At 59.7% G+C, this 21,536-nt stretch carries 19 protein-coding genes; 3 read left to right on the plus strand and 16 right to left on the minus strand.

The window, feature by feature from the left end; genetic code table 11:
• Positions 1-2: 2 nt before the first annotated feature.
• The gene (gene yajC, locus QD409_RS06965) at positions 3-350 is read right to left on the minus strand and encodes a preprotein translocase subunit YajC (protein WP_092845077.1); all 348 of its coding nucleotides are present in this window, start codon (positions 348-350) and stop codon (positions 3-5) included.
• 205 nt (positions 351-555) lie between these two features.
• Between yajC and QD409_RS06970 the strand changes: the two genes are divergently transcribed.
• Complete coding sequence (locus QD409_RS06970) at positions 556-1,428, plus strand: ATP-binding protein (RefSeq protein ID WP_430762191.1); 873 nt, start codon at positions 556-558, stop codon at positions 1,426-1,428.
• A 79-nt stretch (positions 1,429-1,507) separates the two neighbouring features.
• Here the strand turns inward: QD409_RS06970 and QD409_RS06975 are convergent, their stop codons facing one another.
• From QD409_RS06975 to QD409_RS07035, 13 genes are all read right to left on the minus strand, one after another.
• A complete protein-coding gene (locus tag QD409_RS06975) occupies positions 1,508-3,193 on the minus strand; it encodes a peptidoglycan DD-metalloendopeptidase family protein (RefSeq protein WP_430762192.1) in 1,686 nt (561 codons plus the stop codon).
• Positions 3,194-3,362: 169 nt separating this feature from the next.
• Positions 3,363-4,016 carry a protein-L-isoaspartate(D-aspartate) O-methyltransferase gene (locus QD409_RS06980; RefSeq protein ID WP_092845071.1) on the minus strand — a complete coding sequence of 218 codons (654 nt, stop codon included), beginning with the start codon at positions 4,014-4,016 and terminating at the stop codon, positions 3,363-3,365.
• Between the two features lie 4 nt (positions 4,017-4,020).
• On the minus strand, positions 4,021-4,785 hold the full coding sequence (gene surE / locus QD409_RS06985; protein WP_430762193.1) for a 5'/3'-nucleotidase SurE: 765 nt from the start codon (positions 4,783-4,785) through the stop codon (positions 4,021-4,023).
• Between the two features lie 15 nt (positions 4,786-4,800).
• Positions 4,801-6,084 carry a serine--tRNA ligase gene (serS, locus tag QD409_RS06990; RefSeq protein WP_430762194.1) on the minus strand — a complete coding sequence of 428 codons (1,284 nt, stop codon included), beginning with the start codon at positions 6,082-6,084 and terminating at the stop codon, positions 4,801-4,803.
• Positions 6,085-6,192: 108 nt separating this feature from the next.
• Complete coding sequence (tatC, locus tag QD409_RS06995) at positions 6,193-7,014, minus strand: twin-arginine translocase subunit TatC (RefSeq protein ID WP_430762195.1); 822 nt, start codon at positions 7,012-7,014, stop codon at positions 6,193-6,195.
• Positions 7,011-7,691 (minus strand): Sec-independent protein translocase protein TatB, encoded by a 681-nt coding sequence (gene tatB / locus QD409_RS07000; RefSeq protein WP_430762196.1) that lies wholly within the window; start codon positions 7,689-7,691, stop codon positions 7,011-7,013. The genes tatC and tatB overlap by 4 nt, the downstream gene beginning before the upstream one ends.
• Positions 7,692-7,745: 54 nt before the next feature.
• On the minus strand, positions 7,746-7,949 hold the full coding sequence (locus QD409_RS07005) for a twin-arginine translocase TatA/TatE family subunit (protein WP_092845061.1): 204 nt from the start codon (positions 7,947-7,949) through the stop codon (positions 7,746-7,748).
• Between the two features lie 240 nt (positions 7,950-8,189).
• On the minus strand, positions 8,190-8,822 hold the full coding sequence (scpB, locus tag QD409_RS07010) for an SMC-Scp complex subunit ScpB (RefSeq protein ID WP_430762319.1): 633 nt from the start codon (positions 8,820-8,822) through the stop codon (positions 8,190-8,192).
• 104 nt (positions 8,823-8,926) lie between these two features.
• Positions 8,927-9,724, minus strand: a complete 798-nt coding sequence (locus QD409_RS07015; RefSeq protein WP_430762320.1) for a segregation and condensation protein A — start codon at positions 9,722-9,724, stop codon at positions 8,927-8,929.
• Positions 9,725-9,795: 71 nt separating this feature from the next.
• Entirely contained in the window at positions 9,796-10,809 is a 1,014-nt protein-coding gene (gene nagZ, locus QD409_RS07020; protein WP_430762197.1) for a beta-N-acetylhexosaminidase, read from the minus strand.
• A gap of 217 nt (positions 10,810-11,026) precedes the next feature.
• Positions 11,027-13,750, minus strand: coding sequence for an SPOR domain-containing protein (locus QD409_RS07025; RefSeq protein WP_430762198.1), 2,724 nt, complete (start codon positions 13,748-13,750; stop codon positions 11,027-11,029).
• A 61-nt stretch (positions 13,751-13,811) separates the two neighbouring features.
• Positions 13,812-15,572, minus strand: coding sequence for an arginine--tRNA ligase (gene argS / locus QD409_RS07030; protein ID WP_430762199.1), 1,761 nt, complete (start codon positions 15,570-15,572; stop codon positions 13,812-13,814).
• A gap of 56 nt (positions 15,573-15,628) precedes the next feature.
• Complete coding sequence (locus QD409_RS07035; protein WP_430762200.1) at positions 15,629-16,846, minus strand: deoxyguanosinetriphosphate triphosphohydrolase; 1,218 nt, start codon at positions 16,844-16,846, stop codon at positions 15,629-15,631.
• Between the two features lie 297 nt (positions 16,847-17,143).
• Between QD409_RS07035 and erpA the strand changes: the two genes are divergently transcribed.
• Positions 17,144-17,476, plus strand: coding sequence for an iron-sulfur cluster insertion protein ErpA (gene erpA, locus QD409_RS07040; RefSeq protein WP_092845053.1), 333 nt, complete (start codon positions 17,144-17,146; stop codon positions 17,474-17,476).
• Between the two features lie 127 nt (positions 17,477-17,603).
• A complete protein-coding gene (gene xth / locus QD409_RS07045) occupies positions 17,604-18,395 on the plus strand; it encodes an exodeoxyribonuclease III (protein WP_430762201.1) in 792 nt (263 codons plus the stop codon).
• Between the two features lie 60 nt (positions 18,396-18,455).
• Here xth and exoR read toward each other — a convergent pair whose 3' ends face one another.
• Together exoR and QD409_RS07055 are read right to left on the minus strand one after the other, a co-directional pair.
• Positions 18,456-19,259: an exopolysaccharide production regulator ExoR gene (gene exoR / locus QD409_RS07050; protein ID WP_430762202.1), complete on the minus strand. Its 804-nt coding sequence runs from the start codon at positions 19,257-19,259 to the stop codon at positions 18,456-18,458.
• Between the two features lie 684 nt (positions 19,260-19,943).
• Positions 19,944-21,200 (minus strand): OmpP1/FadL family transporter, encoded by a 1,257-nt coding sequence (locus QD409_RS07055; protein ID WP_092845047.1) that lies wholly within the window; start codon positions 21,198-21,200, stop codon positions 19,944-19,946.
• Positions 21,201-21,536: the final 336 nt, after the last annotated feature.

The following is a 21,536-nucleotide window of genomic DNA, read 5'->3' on the forward strand; positions in this document are numbered from 1 at the left end:
GCTTACGCGGCGTCGGCCTTGACGGGTTCACCCTTGACGCGAACTTCCGAAATGGCGCTGCGGACGACGCGGATGCGGACGCCTTCGGCGATTTCGACTTCGAGTTCCTTGTCGTCGACGACCTTGGTGACCTTGCCGACGATACCGCTGGTGACGATCTGATCGCCACGGCGAATATTCTTCAGGATCTCGTCACGCTTCTTCGCCTGCGCGCGCTGCGGACGGATGAGAAGGAAATACCAAACGACCATCAGCGGCACAAACAGGATGATCATTTCAAAGCCGGACCCGCCAAAAACGCTCGCGGCCGAATCTGTCGCGCTCTGCGCATATGCGTTGGTGATAAACATCGAGAACTCCCTTGAACTCCTAGCGGGAACGGGCCCCGCGTCAGGTGGCCGGAATATAGTTAGGCGCATGGCGATTGCAACAAAAACAGCCGCCAACCGTACCGTTTTCCCGGTCTCTTAGCCTTTCAGCTCCGGAAGGAGCATGATACCCGGCAAGACAGCGCGCATTTTACGACTTTCTTGTTCAACATTCAGGAGGAAAACGGTGACTGAAGACCAAAACGCCCTGATCCTTGCCGAAGTCCGCCGTCTTGCCGATGCGCTCGAACGACTGGCCGGACCGGCTCCGGCCGTCAATGACTGGAACGCCGCCGACTGCTTCGTCTGGGCCCCTGCCCGGCTTCATCTGCAGCCGGTACAGCGGCCAAACCGCGTGGCTCTCACCCTCATTCGCGGCGTCGATCACGTGCGCGACATTCTGCACGAGAACACATTGCGCTTTGCGGACGGCTTTGCCGCCAACAACGTGCTGCTCTGGGGCGCACGCGGCATGGGCAAGTCTTCGCTCGTCAAGGCGGTGCATGAGGATGTGCGCCGCTCGACGGGCATCTCCCTCAAGCTGATCGAGGTGCATCGCGAGGACATTTCGTCCCTGCCGGTGTTGCTGGACATCCTGAAGGCGACGCCGCATCGCATCATCATCTTCTGCGACGACCTCTCTTTCGACCACGACGACACCGCCTACAAGTCGCTGAAGGCGGCGCTGGACGGCGGCGTCGAGGGCCGGCCTGATAATGTGCTGTTCTATGCCACGTCGAACCGCCGCCATCTGCTGCCGCGGCATATGATGGAAAACGAGCAGTCGACTGCGATCAATCCATCCGAGGCAGTGGAAGAGAAGGTTTCGCTTTCCGACCGCTTCGGCCTCTGGCTCGGCTTCCATAAGTGCAGCCAGGAAGACTATCTGCAGATGATCGACGCCTATGCCGATCACTTCAAGTTCGATCTCGACCGCACCCATATGCATCACGAGGCGCTCGAATGGGCGACGACCCGCGGCGCCCGTTCCGGCCGCGTTGCCTGGCAATACATCCAGGATCTCGCCGGGCGGCTGCGCATCGCGCTCAATCGGGACTGATCCTCCAACCAAACCGCCAACGACAAAAAGCCCGGCTTTGACCGGGCTTTTTGCAGAGTCCTTGAAGACGCACTACCTATTATTCAAGGAACGTCATTGGGTTGACCGGGGCCGAATTCTTGCGGACTTCGAAGTGCAACTGCGGCTGATTGACATTGCCGCTCATGCCCGAAGTCGCGAGAGTCTGACCGCGCTGGACCTTCTGCCCGCGAGCGACGCTGAGCGCATCCGCATGGCCGTAGACCGTGACCGTACCGTCGTCATGGCGAACGAGAACCGTATTGCCGAGTTCCTTCAGGCCGTTGCCGGCATAGATAACGACGCCGTTCTCGGCAGCCTTGATCGGCGTACCCTCGGGAACGGAGATGTCGATACCGTCGTTACGGCTGCCATTGACGTTGGAGCCATAGCCGGCGACGACGGCGCCGCGGACCGGCCAGCGATATTTGCCGATGCCGGTCGCCTCAGGCGCATCCGCTTGCGTATCGGACTTGGCGGCATCGTTGATCGACTGGCTCGGAGAAGCGGAGGCAACCTCCTTCGGCTTTGCTGCATCGGCCGACGTGTCGGCACGAGCAGCAACCTTCGGCGCTTGCTTTGCAACGGGTTCCGCCACCGGCGCCACGCCCGGCTTGACCGAGACCTTCTGCGGCTCGATGGAAGCCGTCTTGACGGGATCGGCGGCAGCGACGGCGCCATGCGGCAAGGTCAGTGCCTGGCCGATGCGAATGCCGTCGCCGGCCTGCATGCCGTTCGCCCGCTTCAGCTCGGCAACCGTCACGCCGCTTTCCTTGGCAATTCTTGCCAGCGAGTCGCCTGGCTTGACGACATAGCTGCCGGCACCCTTCGGGCCTGGACCCTTGCCGTTGCCGGCAGCGAGCTTGTTCGGATCAGCGAGACCGGCTTGAGATTTGCCGCGCATCTGATTGCCCGAAGGCAGCGCGAGAGTGTCCTGCTGCTGCGGCGCCTTTGCCGGCCCGGGCATCTTGCCGCCCTTGGAAAGATCGGTCGCTTCCGAGGCCATCTTGGCGGGGCTTGCGGCACCTGCGCCATTCATGGTCGGAATAATGATCTGCTGACCGGGCTGGGCACCGGCGCCATTGCGCAGGCCGTTGGCCCGGAGGATTTCCTTTTCCGGAACGCCGTAGCGACGCGACAGCAATGCGATGTTCTCACCCTGATGCAGCGTCACGCTCGGAGCGTTGACGGTAGTCCAGCCCGGAGACATCTGCGGCGTCGCAGCGGCTGCCTTGATCGTGCCCGTCGACAAGGTATCGGGGGCAAGAGCCGGAGCATTGCGCGAACCATTATTGTTGCGCGATGCAGGGAACGGCTGTGCCAGCGCTTCATTCTCCGCTCTGGAGACGGCCCGCGGACGAGCAGCCTGGGCAGATGCGCCGGGGGCTGCAAGTTCGGAGCGCTGGATCGCGACAGGGGCTGCGGATGCGCGAGCGCTGGAATAGGACGGATTATAGCGAGCCGGCGAATTCGGGTAGGGTTGCGCTACCGGTGCGCTCTGCTGCGAATAATCCTGCTGGCCGTAGCCGCCCGCCTGGGCGACGTCGGCGCGCGGCACCGGATCTCCATTCGGACCATTGAGACTGCGCCGGTTGATCGAACCGGTCGTCACATTGTCCGTTTTGGAGAAAAGCCCGCCGAAACGGGTCGTGTCTGAGCTACAAGCTGTTGCAGTGCTCGCCAGAAGAATGGCCACAAGGACTTTCCCTGCCGATTTACCGAAGTTTGAAGAAAGACTGAAACCCATGACTCGACCCACTTAGACGCAACCGTTTATGGGTCTATTAAAGCGCGTTAATCTTACCATGCGGTTAAAGCACTGGTGAGGCATGTGTTTTTTTGAGGAATTGCTAACCATAGAAAAGCGAAACGGCCGTCTACCCGGCCGCTTCAGCTACTGAAACCTGAATTGGGCCTCAGAGATAAGAGGCGAGCATCGGCACGATCGGTTGATAAGGAACGTCGAAAAGTTCCTCGCGCTCGAAGCGGCTTCCGGTTTTCGTCAGCCGCACCAGGCGGCAGACTTCATCGGAGATTATCAGGGGCGCGATCATGGATCCGCCGGATACCAGCTGCTCGGCATAGAAGCGCGGCATGGTCGAAAAGGCTGATGTCACCAGGATGCGATCGAAGGTGCCCTCGCCCTGCAGCCCGACGCTGCCGTCGGCTTGGCGGATGATGACATTGCGCAGCCCGAGCGTATCCATGCGCTGTTGCGCCGATGTCGTCAGCGTCTTGTAGCGATCGACAGTGAGCACGCGCTCAACGATTCGTCCCATGACGGCGGCGGTAAAGCCGCTGCCGGTTCCGATTTCGAGAACGCGGTGGCCCGGCTTGATCTTGAGGCTGTGAAGAATGCGCACCACCAGGTCGATGCCTTCCATGAAGGCGCCGCACTCGATGGGAATGGTCCGGCTGGAATAAGCATCATCGGCAAACTGCGGCGGCACGAAAGGCAGGCGCGGCGTCTGCTCGACCGCCGTCATCAGATCGATGTCCAATATGCCCTCTGCCCGCAGCCGCAGAACCACGGCCGCAAAGCCTTCCTTTTCCACCAAACGAGGTGTCAACCCGTTACTCCATACCAAGCGCCCGCGCCACGCGGTCCTGCGCCGAATAATCTGTCAGATCCAGTTTCAAAGGCGTTACCGAAATGCGATTTTGCTTCAACGCCTGAATATCGGTTCCCGGACGAAAGATACCACTGCGTTCGCCGAAACGAAGCCAATAATATGGGAAGCCGCGGCCGTCGGCCCGCTCTTCGATCTGAACGTTGAAAGCAAGATTGCCCTGCGCCGTCACCTCGGTCGCGGCGACCTCGTCGGGACGGCAATTCGGGAAGTTCAGATTCAGAAACGTGCCGTCGGGCAAATCGACATCCATCAGCTTGCCGAGCAAAGCCGATGCATGCGTCTCGACAACTTCCCAAGGTACGATTCTGGCGCCATTCTCATAGATATAGGCCTGGCTCAACGCGAAGGAGCGCACGCCTTGAAGCGTGCCTTCGATCGCGCCGGCGATGGTCCCGGAATAAGTCACGTCATCGGCGACGTTCGAGCCGGAATTGACGCCGGAAAGGATGATGTCGGGCTTTTTATCCAGAACCTGCCGAAGCGCCATGATGACACAATCGGTCGGCGTGCCCCGTAATGCATAATGCTTGTCGGAGACCTTGCGCATGCGCAGCGGCTCGGAAAGGCTCAGCGAGTGCGCAAGGCCGCTCTGATCCGTCTCCGGCGCGACAACCCAGACATCATCAGATAAAGTGCGGGCGATACGCTCCAACGCAGCCAGTCCTTCGGCATGAATGCCGTCATCATTGGTCAGAAGAATACGCATCGCCCCACCGTTCGATTATGCTGCTTTCTCGATCTTCTTCAGACCACCCATATATGGCAGGAGTGCGTCTGGGATAGTGACGGAACCGTCGGCATTGAGATAATTCTCAAGGACTGCGATCAGGCAGCGGCCGACGGCAGTGCCGGAGCCGTTCAGCGTATGAACGAACTTCGTGTTCTTGTCGTCCTTGCCGCGATAGCGCGCGTTCATGCGCCGGGCCTGGAAATCGCCGCAGACGGAGCAGGAAGAAATCTCGCGATAGGTATCCTGCCCCGGCAGCCAGACTTCGAGGTCGTAGGTCTTGCGCGCGCCGAAGCCCATATCGCCGGTCGAGAGCGTCATGACGCGGTAGTGCAGGCCGAGGCGCTTCAGCACCTCTTCGGCGCAGGCCGTCATCCGCTCATGCTCGGCAATGGAGTTCTCGGCGTCGGTGATCGACACCAGCTCGCACTTCCAGAACTGATGCTGGCGCAACATGCCGCGCGTGTCGCGGCCGGCCGAGCCTGCTTCGGAGCGGAAGGATGGCGTCAGGGCCGTGAAGCGCAGCGGAAGCTTTTCGTGATCGAGGATTTCGCCGGAAACGAGGTTGGTCAGCGTCACTTCGGCAGTCGGGATCAGCCAGCGGCCGTCCGTGGTCTTGAACAGATCCTCGGCAAACTTCGGCAGCTGGCCCGTGCCAAACATCGCCTCGTCACGCACCATCAAGGGGGAGCTGACTTCGGTATAGCCGTGTTCGCTCGTATGCAGATCGAGCATGAACTGGCCAAGCGCCCGTTCCAAGCGTGCGAGCTGCGAGGTCAGCACCGTAAAGCGCGAGCCGGACAGTTTCGCCGCGCGCTCGAAATCCATGTAGCCGAGCTCTTCGCCGATCTCGAAGTGCTCTTTTGGCTGGTGGTTCCAGGTGGGCTTCGCGCCCCACGAATGCTTGACGACGTTGTCATGCTCGTCCTTGCCGACTGGCACATCCTCGAGCGGAATGTTGGGAATACGCGAAAGCGCATCATTGAGCTCACCCGTCAGCGTGCGCTCTTCTTCTTCCGCAGCCGGAAGCGAGACCTTGATGTCGGCAACCTCTGCCTTCAACTTTTCGGCAAGCTCGCTGTTCTTCTGCGCCATCGCCGCGCCGATCTCCTTGGAGGCGGTATTGCGGCGGGACTGCATATCCTGGACGGACTGAATGACGGAACGGCGCTTCTCGTCGAGCGCGATGAGGCTTTGCGACAGAGACTCCATACCGCGCTTGGCAAGCGCAGCATCGAAAGCCTCGGCATTCTCACGAATCCATCTGATATCAAGCATCTTCGTTCCAGGTCGTTTCACATGAGTATAACTCCGACCGAGGCTTCGGTCGGAGGTCGAAACGGCAAATACCTGAGAAACGAGGCTGAGGTCTCCGTCGCTTAGACGTTAATCCGTCTTGGCGACGTCGGAACTCTCGCCACTCTCTTCAAGCGTTTGCCGGGTACGCTGGCGTTCCACGAGTCGCGCCGCGTAGATGGAAATCTCGTAGAGAAGGATCGTCGGCAGTGCAAGACCGATCTGGGACATCGGATCCGGCGGCGTCAGCACGGCAGCAACGATGAAGGCGAAGACGATCGCGAACTTGCGCTTTTCCGCCAGCCACGTCGACGTCAGCAGGCCGACGCGCGCCAGCAGCGTGGTAATGACGGGCAATTGAAAGACCAGGCCGAAGGAAAAGACCAACGTCATGATCAGGCTCAGATATTCCGAGACCTTCGGCAGCAACGCGATGCCCACCTGGCCCTCGGCCGGCGTCTGCTGCATCTTCAGGAAGAACCACATCACCATGGGAGTGAAGAAGAAATAGACGAGTGCCGCCCCCATCAGAAACAGGATGGGCGATGCGATCAGGAACGGCAGGAAGGCAGAGCGCTCGTTCTTATAGAGGCCCGGCGCCACGAATTTGTAGATCTGGGCGGCAATGATCGGGAAGGAAATAACCAAGGCGCCGAACATGGCGACCTTCACCTGCGTAAAGAAGAACTCCTGCGGTGCCGTATAGATGAGCTCGGACTTGGCAAGATCGAGATGAGCCCATTCGACGGCCCATTTGTAGGGATAGACCAGATAGTTGAACAGGTGCTTCGCCACGGCGAAACATCCGATGAAGGCTATGAAGAACGACACGAGCGACCAGATGAGCCGCGTGCGCAATTCCATGAGGTGTTCGATAAGCGGCTGCGGCTTATCGTCGATATCACCCGTCATGCCTGGTCCTTCTTCTTAGGCGTCTTCGGCGCCGTCTTGCTAGCTGTGGAACGCGCCCTGGGAGCTGCGGGCGCTTTCTCTGCAGCAGCGACCGCGATCTTGCGCGGGGCACGCTTTGGTTTCTCCGCAACGACAGGCGTCTTGGCGGCAGCGGCACTCTTAACAGCGACGGCTGTCTTTGCGCGAGGCTTGCGAACGGCTTTCGGCTGATCGACAGCTGCACTTACGACGGCTGCGGGCTGCGGCGCCGGGGCAACGACCGGCAACGGATTGCTAGGGGCAGCGGTAGCCGCAAGCGCCTCCTCCAAGCCACTCGACACACCCGCCACCGGCTCTGAGGGCAATGGCGTCGCGGCAGGAGCTGCCTTGTCCGGCGTTGCGGAGCGCTGCAGATCGGCCTTGATCTCGTTGCCCATCTCCCTCAGCGGGTTCATGGCTTCGCGTAGCGAGTTGACCGGATTGAGCTTCTGGGCATCGGCGATCGTCTGGCGCACATCGCCCAGCTCCGCCTCGCGCATGGCCTCATCAAACTGCGCGCGGAAATCGCCAGCGACCTTCCTGGCTCTGGCCGTCATCTTGCCGATTGTCCGCAAGGTCGCCGGCAATTCCTTGGGGCCGATAACCACCAGGGCCACGACGGCAATAACCACCAGCTCGGACCAGCCAATATCGAACATGCAAAGGCTCCTGGGCCAACGGCACGCCTTAAAGCATCCGCCTGCCCGACATGATTACTTCGTTTCGTCAGCCTTGTGCTCGACCGTGCGGGACGTTGTCGGCTGCGCCGGAGCTTCGTCCTCGTCGTTCATGCCCTTCTTGAAGCTCTTGATACCCTTGGCAACGTCACCCATCAGCTCCGGGATCTTTCCACGACCGAACAACAACAGCGCGATGGCGAGGACGATCAGCCAGTGCCATATGCTTAGAGAACCCATTGCGATAACTCCCGATTTCAATGTTCCCCCCGATGTAAGACGTTTGCGGATGTTTTTCAAACAACAAAATTGAGTACATCCACGCATATCGGAATGACAAACGCCGATGGCGGCGGTCAAACGTCTCCGGGGCGAGAGGATGCTTTCATATTCGCATCCACTGATGGCAAAAGAGAGACCTGCCATCGGCTTTCGAAAGAAAATGCTAATGTTTTTCCGAGGGCTGTTGCGAGCGAGGGCTCAGTCTTCCGAGGGCGATCCAGTGGGCGGCAGCAAGCCCAGCTCCTCCAGATCCATCTGCGTGATCGGATCCTCATCTTCCGTCAGTTCGTCGCTCATCAATGGCGACGGAATATTGAAATTGGCCGGAATGCGGCCTGAGAGCAGCCCTGCCCCCTTCAATTCTTCGAGACCGGGCAGATCGCGCAGCTCTTCCAGACCGAAGTGATCGAGGAAATCCCTGGTGGTACCGAGGGTGACAGGCCGGCCGGGCGTACGGCGGCGACCGCGGAAACGGACCCAGCCGGATTCCATCAATACATCAAGCGTGCCTTTCGATGCCTGCACGCCCCTGATGTCTTCGATTTCGGCGCGCGTCACCGGCTGGTGATAAGCAATGATGGCCAAGACCTCCAGCGCAGCACGGGACAGCTTGCGCACCTCGCTCTCGTCGCGCCGGATCACAAATGAGAGATCGGCGGCCGTCCGAAACGCCCAGGCGCCATCTATCTGCACGAGATTGACGCCGCGCATGGCATAATCGGCCCTGAGGTTCCGCATCACGGCGGCGACATCGACGCCTTTCGCGACGCGTTCGGCAATGAAGGACTCGGAGACCGGTTGAGCCGAAGCGAAAACCAGCGCTTCCGCAATGCGCTCGGCCTCGCCGAGGCGGTGCTCGACGGCTTCCGGCGCTGCCGTCTCGTGCTCGGTGCTCTCCTGATCGTCTCGCGGCTCGGTCACGCTCGTACCCCGCCCTATTCCGCTGCTTCCAGCGAGGAATGCTTCGGCCCGCGCCGCATATAAAGCGGCTGGAACGCGCCGTCCTGGCGTATTTCCATCTGCCCTTCGCGCACCAGTTCAAGCGACGCTGCAAAGGCGCTGGCAATGGCCGTCACACGGTCGGCGGAGCTTGTCATATAGCGCAGCAGATAGTGTTCCAGAGCGGTCCAATCTGTGATTTCGCCGATCATCCTGTCCAGAATTGTCCGGGCGTCGGCCAACGACCAGACGCGGCGTTTCTCGATCGTCACCTGTGTGACGGCCTGGCGCTGGCGCAAGCCGGCATAAGCGGTCAGGAGGTCGTAGAGGCTGGCATCGAAGGCGGACTGTCGCCGATCCGGAATATGCTCCGGCGCCCCGCGGGCAAAGATATCGCGGCCGAGACGATTACGGTTCACCAGGTTCGTTGCCGCATCGCGCATTGCTTCAAGGCGCTTCAGGCGGAAGGCGAGCGTCGCTGCCATCTCCTCGCCCGTCGGACCGTCTTCCTTGCTCTGCTGCGGGATCAGCAATTTGGATTTCAGATAAGCGAGCCAAGCCGCCATGACGAGATAGTCGGCGGCAAGTTCGATGCGAATGCGCCGGGCCCGATCGATGAACGAAAGATATTGCTCGGCAAGCGCCAGCACGGAAATGCGGGAAAGATCAACCTTCTGCGTGCGGGCCAGATGCAGCAGAAGATCGAGCGGCCCCTCGAAGCCAGCGATATCGACGACCAAGGCCGGCTCGTGCGAGCCGCGCTGCGTCTCGCCCTCCTGCCAGAGCTTGTCCATCGGCGTTGCCGCCTGCTGAAGCTTTTCCGTGCCGCTCACCTTGTCACCTATCAGTTCCTCGGAGCCTTGCTCTACGTCACCGCAAACATCGCATCGAACTCGGCGCGAACCGCGGCTTCGTCGGCGCCATCATTCTTGCCGAATGCCGCTTCGACCGCCTTGGCTCTTGCCAGCGACGCACCCGCTAGGGCGGGAACATTGCGAACCACCTGCTGCATCTCGTCCATAACACCATTGCAATGCAGCACGATATCGCATCCGCCGGCAATAATATTTGCTGCGCGCTCGCTGATCGTGCCCTTCAACGCATTCATCGAGGTGTCGTCTGACAAGAGTAGCCCCTGGAAGCCGATATGATCGCGGATGATCTCCTCGATCACCTTGCGCGACGTCGTCGCTGGGTTCTCCGGATCGATATCGGTGAAGACGACATGGCAGGTCATCGCCATCAGCTCGTCCCTGAGCGCCACGAACGGTGGGAAATCATGGGCCTCGAGCTCCGCACGAGGAACGGAGACGACGGGCAGTTCGTGATGCGAATCGGCAAAGCCGCGGCCATGGCCGGGCATATGCTTCATGACGGGCAGCATGCCGCCGGCTTTTAGGCCTTCCGCCGCTGCGCGCCCCATCTCCATCACCGTCACCGGATCGGCACCATAGGCGCGATTGCCGATAACGTTGCTCGAGCCTTCGACCGGAACGTCCAGAACGGGCAGGCAATCGACATTGATGCCGAACTTCAGCAAATCGAAGGCATGAAGTCTCGACATCAGCCAGGCGGCGCGCAGGCCGCGCTCGCGATCCTGGCGATAGATGTCGCCCAAAGCCTGTCCCGACGGATAATGCTGCAGGATCGGCGGACGGATGCGCTGCACCCTGCCGCCTTCCTGATCGATGAAGACCGGTGCGTCGCGGCCGACGCTCTCACGCAGGGACGCAACGAGATCGGCGATCTGCGCCGGCTCCGAGATATTGCGGCCAAACAGGATAAAGCCCCATGGCTGTTCCCCTTGATAGAAGGAGCGCTCCTGGGGCGTGATGGTATGGCCGCTACAGCCAAGGATCATGGATTTCGATTCGGTCATATCCGAATCATAGAGTCTGACGCCGCGAAACGCGAGTGACGTCAAGGCGAGATACACAAGAACAGGGCGTTTCAACGGAAACGACGGCCTTCGAAGCTCAGATTCTCTCGCCAAATGTCCGGATAAGAAGCCATCAAATGCAAATCCGCCCGCAGGTCCATCTCTGCGGGCGGATTGTTTCAAACTAGACCGGGCTAAGTTTGATAGCCCCGACTGCTTACTTCGAAATCAGGCAGGTGCCGCCAGCGGCACGGTAGCGCTCGCAAATGGCTGCGGCTTCATCCTTCGTGCCGGCGACGACACGAACGCGATAATAGGTGCCCTTGCCGGCGATTTCGGCCTTGCGGATCTCGAGCGGGTGATTGCCGATCACGCTGGCGAACTTGATCTTGAGGTTCGCCTGCGACTTCTGCGCGTCGGCTTCGGTCGGCAGAGATGCGATCTGCACGCCGTAAGCACCGCCGCCTGCAGCAGAGGTGGCTGCCGGAGCGGCCGAGGCCACCTGCTTCGGCTGCGGCTTGGGCTGAGCCTCCTGCGCCGGAGCCGGAGTTGCTGCCTTGGCAGGCTCGGGACGAGTCGTCGGGACCGGGTTGGTCTTGACGACGCGGATCGGCGTGCTTTCAGCACTTGCCGCATCCCCATTGTTAGGCTGAGCTGCGGCCTGGGTATTGGCTGGCGCCGGCCGGGCATTCGCCGAGGCGACCTGATTGTTCGCAGCCGGCTTGGCTGCAGCAAGCGCCGGCTTGTCGGCGGCCGCAGGAGCCGTATCGTCCCGCGCAACCAGCGAACCGTCGGGCTTCACGATCATCGTACGCACCTTGCGCGGCGACACCGCGGGCACCTGATCATCGCCATTGGCTGCAACATTCGTGTTGCCGCCGTTCTGATTTGGCAGCAGGCGCGGATCCTGGGTCTCTCCGACCGCCGTCGGCGTCACCTGATCGCCGCTACCATCATCCGGAGATATGGATTCGGGGATCAGCGTCTTCTGAACGACATCGACGGGCTGCTCGTTGGAGGAAACCAGTTCCTTCTGTTTCGGCGCCGCCGTGCTGTCGCCAGCCACGCGGTCATAAACGGCCTTATCCTGATTCGGCACAACGGTGCCGCCCGGATTTTCCGGAGCGACCTTCACCGGATCGGCATCGGCAGTGATCACACGCGGCTCACCGGAGAACGTGGAGATCGGCGCGCCGTGACGGACCCAGCTATAGGCACCGTAGGCACCGGCGCCGAGTACGACGATGACAGCAGCTGCCGTCACCATGCCGCGCACGGAACGAACGGGACGACGGTTACCCGCTGCCGGGTTCAGCGTCATCCGGGCAACGTTCTCAACCGGGCTGGACGCCTCGCGATAGCTGCGGCGGAAATCCTCTTCCAGCGCACGCTCGAACTCATCGAACTCTTCGATCGGCTGCTTTGCAACGGCCGCAGCGGGCTGGGCAGCGGCGTTCTTCGACCAGGAAGAAGCGGCGGCGGTAGCAGCGACACCCAGCGCGGCAGCGGCTGCCGGCTTGATCGGTTCCGATGCTGCTTCCTTCGCCGGCGTACCCAAGAGGCTCGCCATTTCGGAATCGATATCGAAATCATATTCCGGCGGAACGGCGATTGGTTCCTCCGGCTCGATTACAGGCAGATGCGGAACATGCGACCCTTCGAAGGTTTCGACGCGCTCTTCTGTGTCGGAGATTTCGGTCGGGTCGAAGGGCAGCAGCTGATCTGCATCGAACATCGGTGCAGCGCTGCGAGCGGCAGGCACGTCGACGGGTGCAGCCGGTATCTGTTGCGGCGCTACTGCGGCGACAGAGGCGGGAGCGACAGGCACCGGCGCAACCGGCGTCGCGCGGGAAACTACCGGCTCTACAAACGAAGCAGAAGGAGCCGGTTGACGGGCTGCGGCGGACTTTTCAGCTTCGGCGAAATCGAGTTCGGCAAGTTCCATCTCGATATCGGCAAGATCGAACTCGAAGTCCTGGCCCGCGAACGGATCCTCGGCACCAAAGGTGATCGGATTTGGCTCTTCATGATGCTGCGGAGCAGCGACAGGTTCAGCCGGATATTCGGTGACGGCGGGACCGAAATTCCCGAAAATGGGCTCGGCCTTCTCTGCCGGGGCACTCGCTCTCGACGGAACGGGATAACGATCCACATCCGCCAGCAAAGCGTCAATCTCTGCAGAAAGAGCAGCCGCATCGACATTCGGGGATTTCGCCGGCTCGGGCACCTGGGCGACTGCAGGAGCCGGTTGCGCCGCTGCGACCAGCTGCGGCTCAAAGGCTGGCTTCGCGACTTCGACAGGTGCGAAATCGACCGCCATGTCTTCGAACATTGCCTCGACAGACGCGGCATTCGGCGCCTGAGGAGCAACGGGAGATACTACGGCCGGAGCGGGCTGCTCGCGCGAGGCAGATGCCAGCGTGAAGTTGGCAAGCGGCAGCCGAACGGTGGCTGCAGCCGATTGCGGCGTCTTGACGACCGGAGGTGCGACCGGCGGCTCCACCACAGCGGCCTGCGGAGCCGGCTGAACAACCGGCTGCAAAGCCGGAGCAATCGACATTTCCAGCTCATCGATCAGATCGCGAGCACCCATGATCGGCTTGGCCGGAGCCACAGGCTGGGGCGGCGCTTCGAATACGGGCTCAGCCCGCACCGGCTCGGCGGGACGCGAAGCCTGACCCTGCTCAACGGAGGGCACCTGTGCCGCGGGAGCGGAAACGTCATTTGCCGGACTCATACGAGGCGTATCGTAACGCTCGAATTCGCGAAGAAGCTCGTCCTCGAGATTGAAGGCGGGCTCCTGCCGATGCGCGGCGGGAGCTGCCTGAGCAGCGGGGCGCGGCTCGAACCCCACGATGCGGGCGAGTTCGGCTAGCGGATCGTCCTCCGCAAAGAACCCGTCGTTTCCGCTTGCGCGATACGCCAACTGTTTTTCTGCCATCACCCGTTCCACTCGCAAACGATACAACTAATGCCAGTGCAATGTGGGTAAATGGTGACGTTTATCGCATTTCATCCGGTGCTGCGGTCCCGGTGATACCGAGACCCGACTTCAAAACCGACGCGACAGCGTACACCAGCCCAAGTCTGGCAATGCTCAATTCTCGGTTCTTATCGTTAACAAATCGTAATTCAGGTAAATCTTTACCTTTGTTCCAGTGTCCGTGGAAGGAACTTGCCAGATCATACAGGTAAAAGGCGATGCGATGCGGCTCCTGAGACTGTGCCGCAGCTTCGATGATTCGCGGGAACTCTGCAATCTTGGCGACCAGCTGAAGCTCGGCCGGATCGGAGATCGTGTCGATGACGGCCTTTGACAGGTCGAGCGCGCCGATATCGAGATCCGGGAAGGCCTCCTTGGCTTGGCGGAACACCGACATGCAGCGAGCGTGTGCGTACTGCACGTAGAAGACCGGATTGTCCTTGGACTGTTCCGTCACCTTGGCGAAATCGAAGTCCAGCGGCTCGGAATTTTTCCGGTAGAGCATCATGAACCGCACCGAATCGCGACCGACTTCGTCGACGACTTCGCGGAGCGTGACGAAATCACCCGACCGCTTCGACATCTTCACCGGTTCGCCATCACGGAACAGCTTGACGAGCTGGCACAGAAGGACGGTCAGCTTGGCCTTTCCTTCCGATACACCACGCGCCACGGCCTCGAGCCGCTTGACGTAGCCGCCATGGTCCGCACCGAGAATATAGATCATCTCGTTGAAGCCGCGGTCGAACTTATTCTTGAAGTAAGCAACGTCGGCGGCGAAATAGGTGTAGGAGCCATCCGACTTGATGAGCGGGCGATCGATATCGTCGCCGACTTCCGTCGAGCGGAAGAGCGTCTGTTCGCGATCTTCCCAATCTTCCGGCAACTGGCCCTTCGGCGGCGGCAGCGCACCCTTGTAGACGTGGCCCTTGAAGGTCAGGTCGTTGATCGCGGTCCGGATCAGGGCCGCGCCGTTGGCGTGCAGCGTGCGCTCGGAAAAGAACACGTCATGATGAACGTTCAGGGCCTGCAGATCCTCACGGATCATCGCCATCATCGCGTCGATAGCACGATCCTTGACGATGGGCAGCCATTGATCTTCCGGCATGCCGCGCAGCTTAGTGCCGAATTCCTTGGCCAGCGCCTCGCCGACCGGAACCAGGTAATCGCCGGGATAGAGGCCGGCCGGAATTTCGCCGACCTGCTCGCCGAGCGCTTCGCGGTAGCGAATGAAGACGGAGCGCGCCAGCACATCGATCTGCGAGCCGGCGTCGTTAATGTAATATTCCTTGGTGACGGCATAGCCGGCAAAGGCAAGCAGGTTCGCGAGCGCATCGCCGACAACGGCGCCCCGGCAATGGCCGACATGCATCGGCCCGGTCGGATTGGCCGAGACATACTCGACGTTGACCTTCTGCCCCTCGCCGAGCTTGGAGCGGCCGAATTTCTCACCTTCGGAGATCATCGTCGACAGGAGGCGCTGCCAGTAGCCGACGGAAAGGCGGATATTGATGAAGCCGGGGCCGGCCACCGAAACCTCGGCGACGTCGGCATCTTCCTTCAACTTCACGACGATAATTTCGGCGAGCGCCCGCGGGTTCGTGCCCAGCGGCTTGGACAGGACCATGGCCGCATTGGTCGCGACGTCACCGTGGCTGGCATCTCGCGGCGGCTCCACACCGACACGCCCGAAGTCAAGTTCGGATCGCTTTTCTCTTACAATATCAATTTGCTCGAGAGCGTTCTTAATTCTAACTTCGAAGTCGGTGAAAAGGTTCATGATCTGGTCCACGCAATAGCTTCGGCGGGCCGCTATCGGCCCGACGCCGCCGCTGCCTACCGCAAATCGGGAGTCTGGTCAAACAGCCGCTTGTGGGCACTGATGGCATAGGTGTCCGTCATGCCGGCCAGATAGTCGCCGACATGCCTTGCCTTGGCGGCGACGGCAAGCCCGGCGATATGATCGACCCAATAGTGGCTCTGCATTTCCTTCGGATTGTCCATATAGGCACGGAACAGATCCGTGACGATCTGTGCCGCACCGGCGCGGATGCGCATGATATCCGGATGACGGTAGATGCGCTTGAACAGCATCTGCTTGATCTGCTTGTCGGTTTCGGCCATTTCGGGCGAGAAGGTCGCGGTGACGCGGCCGGCGGCGCGAATATCGGCAACGCTTTCCGGCTTGATCTCGGCAAGCGCCTGCTGCGAAACAGCGATGACATCCTCGACCATGCGGGTGATCTGGCGGCGCATGATTTCATGCGTGAAGCGGCTCGGCTCCAGATGCGGATAGCGCGCACTTACCTCGGCCATCAGCCCCGCAAGAAATGGCACCTCCTCCAGCATCTCGAAGGTCAGATAGCCGGAACGCAGCCCATCATCGATATCGTGGGTATTATAAGCGATATCATCGGCGATCGCGGCGACCTGTGCCTCCAGGCTGGCAAAGGATGCGATTTCGAGATCGTGGATCTCACAATAATCGAGGATCGGCTGCGGCACGGGGCCATGGATTCCCTCGCCGTCCGGCGTCATGAGCGGGCCATTGTGCTTGACCAGGCCTTCGAGCGTTTCCCAGGTCAGATTGAGACCATCGAAATCGGCGTAGCGGCGCTCGAGTTTCGTCACTATGCGCAGGGATTGGGCGTTGTGATCGAAGCCGCCAAAGGGCAGCAGTACCTCATGCAGCGCATCCTCGCCAGTATGACCGAAAGGCGTGTGACCGAAATCGTGAACCAGCGCCACGCCTTCCGCCAAGTCCTCATCCAGCTTCAGGGCACGCGCCAGAGCGCGAGCAATCTGCGCCACCTCGATCGTATGCGTCAGCCGCGTGCGATAGTGATCGCCATCCTGGGCGATGAAGACCTGCGTCTTATGCTTCAGCCGGCGGAAAGCGGTCGTATGGACGATGCGGTCGCGATCGCGCTGGAATTCGGAGCGTGTCGGGCTGCCGCCCTCCTCATAGAGTCTTCCTCGCGACGCCCAGGGATCTGTCGCATAGACTGCCTTTTCCCCATACCCGAAACCCAATGCATGCGTATCAATTGTCATTATCAATCCATTCCGGCATTTGGCTCCCGCACCACTATAGGCGCGATCGTCGTTTCCCTGCAGTCGCTTCCTGGCATTCGGACATTCCATCCGATCTTCGAACGCCCGGCCCCATTGACGCCGCTTTGCGGCCTTCATACCTATAGACAAGAAAACAGCAAAATGGTGCGTGGCTCAACCATGAAACCATTGCTGTCACCGGCCTGACTTTCATGATAAAGGCTATGGATATCAGCTGTTTGAAAGTTTGACGGCTGAATGGTTCTCTCCGGATCTTGACCCCGGCAGGAGGAAGTTATGACTGAGACAAGTGTTACCCTGTCGGATGCCGCGGCGAAGCGAATCGCTGCTATCGTCGGTGCGGAAGCTGGAAAACGTGCGCTTCGCGTCGCCGTCGAAGGTGGCGGCTGTTCCGGGTTTTCCTATAAATTCGATCTCGTCGACGGTCCTGAAGACGACGATGTGGTCGTCGAGAAGGGTGACGCGACCGTCCTGATCGATCAGCTGTCGTTGGTCTATATGGCCGGCTCGGAGATCGATTTCGTCGATAACCTCCTCGGACAATCCTTTCAAATCAAGAATCCGAATGCGGTCGCAAGCTGCGGATGCGGCACGAGTTTCGCAATCTGATCCCTACCCCTTTTCCACAGCTTGATCGCCGGCCGGGAGCGGTTGCTCCGGGCCGGTTCTCATATGGGCTGTAGTCAAGTCGATCCGCTGCGGATACAACGGGGCGAAGCAAAGGAATGGGCCACCCATGAAAATCGCCACCTGGAACATCAACGGCGTCAAAGCGCGTATCGAGAACCTCTGCCAGTGGCTGAAGGATTCGAACCCGGACATCGTTTGCCTACAGGAGATCAAGACGGTCGACGAAGGTTTTCCGCGGCTGGAGATCGAGGCGCTCGGCTATCACGTCGAGACGCATGGGCAAAAAGGCTTCAACGGCGTTGCTATCCTCTCCAAGACCAAGCCGGATGAAGTGACGCGTGGCTTGCCGGGCGACGATAGTGATGAACAGGCCCGCTTCATCGAGGCGGTGTTCTCGGTCGAAGGGCATGGCGCGTTGCGTGTCTGCTGCCTCTACTTGCCGAACGGCAATCCGGTCGATACGGAAAAATATCCCTACAAGCTCGCCTGGATGGAACGCCTGCGCAAATTCGCAGCCGGTCGCCTGGCGCTGGAGGAACCCCTGGTGCTCGCCGGCGACTACAATGTCATCCCGGAGCCCCATGATTGCTTCGATCCGAAGGTTTGGGAAAGTGATGCGCTGTTCCTACCGCAGACGCGCCAAGCCTTCCGTCAGCTCGAACATCTCGGCTTTACCGATGCGGTGCGTGCAACGACGGATGCGGTCAAGCTTTACTCATTCTGGGATTATCAGGCCGGCGCATGGCCGAAGAACAACGGCATCCGCATCGATCATCTGATGCTGTCGCCGGAAGCTGCCGATCGCCTCACCGCGACCGCGATTGAGAAGCATGTACGCGCCTGGGAAAGACCCTCGGACCATGTCCCTGTAATCGCGCACCTTGATTTCAGCAACTAGGCTTCAAATCTGACCGATCAGGCTCGATTGCGGCTCTTCGCGTCCTAAAGTGTCAGCCGATCAGTCGGGGCCGGCAACATCGAGCTGATGTGCCATCGAGACTGCGACACGGCGGTCATTCTCATTGGCGACGGAGAAGGCTTGCTCCTGGATGTCTTCCATCCAGCCGCAGTCCTTCGGCTTACACTTGTCGAGCGCGGCCGTCATGAAGGCCAGGCCGCGAATGGACTGCCCTTCCTGGAAGAGAAGATTGCCGAAGACGGCCATAGCGCCGGGATGGCCGCTTTTGCGCGCCTGGTTCAGCCACTTCTTGGCCTGCTGCACGTTGGAGGCACCGCCCTCGCCTGACAGCATCATCTGCCCAAGCTGGAACTGAGCCTCGGGAACGCCGAAGGTCGATGCGACCTGGAAATAGAGCTGGCGAGCCTGACCGAGATCAACCTTGACCGGGCTGTTGGAAATGCCTTTCTTGTAATAGCCGGCGAGAGCCAGGAGCGCATTAATGAAGAAGCCGGTGTCTTCCGAGCCCGGCTCCACGCCCTGCTGGGCGATCTCGCTGTAGATCTTGAAGGCTTCGAAATCGTTCTGCGTGACGCCATCGCCATCGGCATACATGTTGGCGAGAGCCCATCGCGAGCCCGTGTGGCCCTTTTCGGCGGCGTAGCGATAGGCCTCGACCGCCTCTTCCTTCTGTCCGTTCTTGTAGGCCTTGAAACCGAACTTGAAGAGATCGAACGGACCTGATTCCTTGCTGATGCCGGCATTGATATCAAATGCCCGGGCTTGACCCGCCAGCGCCACCGCAGTGGCAAGGGACAGGCTGAGCATCATGACTCTCGCTGATATGAACTCGGACTTAAACATAACAGTCGATTTCTTTCGCTCCATTCGGACCTGTCACGGCGTTTGTACACGCGCCGCCAGATTCGCGAATGTTTTCCCTGATGGCGCACGAGACTGGATCATCCTTGAAAAGGACGGTTCCCGTGGCATTCAACCGAGGCTGTTTGCCACAATTGCGAGCATAGCTTGCAATTATGTCCAAACCAGCATTTGCGCGGCCGTTATCGTATCTCACCGCCAAACCGGCGTTCTCATTCGAATTCCAATGAGTGAGATTTGACATCGTCACGTCGACGACTTCCCTTGGCAGACAAAGACTTCCCCCCCGCATCGGAAGCATGACGGCTCCGATCCCGGATTGTTGCTTATGCCAAAGTGGAAGTTCACCCATCGACCGCTTACGCACTTTCTACAAGGCTTGCCCCTGTGACCACGTAATCGCTGCTCCCCATTTGTGGCGGGAAATGGACAAATTGCGATCTGATCACGGACCTGCAGTCTCTTGAAATAGAGTGTTGCTAATTCGTCACAAAAATTTTACCGGTGCTGAGATTTCCTTAACCATGAATCGCGCACACAGACCATTTTCGCGGCCTAACGGGCGACGACCCGGCAAGAAAACGCTGCGAGGCTCGATGGAGCTCGCAGCGCTGAGTCCGACAGGAGAGAATAAGCGATAAACCTATTCAATCCAGGAGTTTATCGTCAGAAGCTGACCTTCACAGAAGTCTGAAGAGCTGCAACCAAATCATTACCGAAGCTATAGGTGGCATCATTGCCATAGACGACGCCGCCGCGGGTGACCGGTCCGGATTTGCCGCTGGTCATCAGACCAAGCGCGCCACCGAAATTGAACTGAACATGCTCCGTCGGCTTATAGGCAACGCCGGCGCCTAGCGTCCACGTATCGCTGTTCATGCCATAGCCCTCGCTCGTGCCGCGATCCCAGGTCAGGCTGACCGCACCGCTCCACTGGTCATTGAACTTGTGCCCAATACCGCCGGTTATGGTCCAGCCATCCTGATAGAGCAGATCAAGCGACGTCAACTGAGTCTTTCGGTTGCAAGCGATGCTGCTATTGGCCGTCGGGCAGAGCGCGATGCTTTGCAGAACGCTCCAGTTCGTCCACTTGACCGAACCGAAAGCGAGCCAGTCCGGCGCGATACCAGTCTGAACCTTCCACTCCAGCGAGTCAGGCGCATCGGCCGATCCGAAGACGGAGGTCACCTTGCCACCGAAGCCGCCGGGAACAACGGGTGGAGGCACTTGGGTCAAATCGACGCTACCCTTAAGGTTGTCGTATTTGACCCGGCTGTTGTAGACGAGGCTGGTGCGGAAAGCGTATTCCGGAATTTCATAGGCAAGGCCGGCACGCCAGCCCCAGCCATGGCCGTCGACGTCAAGCGAGCCGACGCCGTTATAAAGTGCAGAGATCGGCGCCGGAGTGTCGAAGACCAGTCGCGATTTGAAGCCGCTGACTTCCTGATAGAAGCCGCCGCCGATCACGCGCAGCTGCCCCGGACCCATATCGAACTTGTACGAGCAGGTGGCCGAATAATTGTTCGTCCGCACCTTCGTCTCAATTTCATTGTTGGCGCCGGCCCAATTCGGGCCCTCGTTGAGATGGCCGCCGAATGGCTGGGAATAGTCGGCCATGCAATCGAGGTCGTCGGTAATACCGACCTTAAAGGCCGCATAGGGTATCGCATAATTTGCGGACGCATCGACCGAACGGCTGCGATTGTTGAGATTGCCGTCGAGCGGATTAATGTCCTTGGCGTTCTTCAGTTTGCGGTCGGGCATGACGTAGGTAACGCCGGACTCGAAAACATAACGTCCCTTGTCGAAGAGCAGGTCGATGTCGTAACCGCCACGATCCAGGCCGCCCGCAAAAGCGGCGCCCGCGAAAGACGTGCCGATGACGAGTGCGACTGCGCCCCTCAACGCAATTGAAAATGCCATTGTGTCTCCCCCACTGGTGCATTCATTTATTCGATTGTTGCGACGATCGAGTGAATTGGCAATGCGGCCAGGAAGAGCGATGAACACCTGAGTTAGCAATTGGTTTACGTAAGAAAGTGAACTCCGCATCACTGGGGCGGTAAAATTAGTCAGATTTTGCCTTTTTAATATCATTTTTATCCCCGCGTAGATTCTCATTCTTCACTGCAACATTTCTGTTACAATCTGACAACAGTTCCGCTTTTCGAAAATGCCCACTGATTTTAAGGATAATATATTTCGCCTGTGCGAAGCTGGCGGTCAGAAATTCCATCGCCCAACAGGCTCGTCCAGAAG

This window comes from Rhizobium sp. BR 315 (genome assembly GCF_050577975.1).
In the GTDB taxonomy this organism is placed as follows: Bacteria; Pseudomonadota; Alphaproteobacteria; order Rhizobiales; family Rhizobiaceae; genus Rhizobium; species Rhizobium miluonense.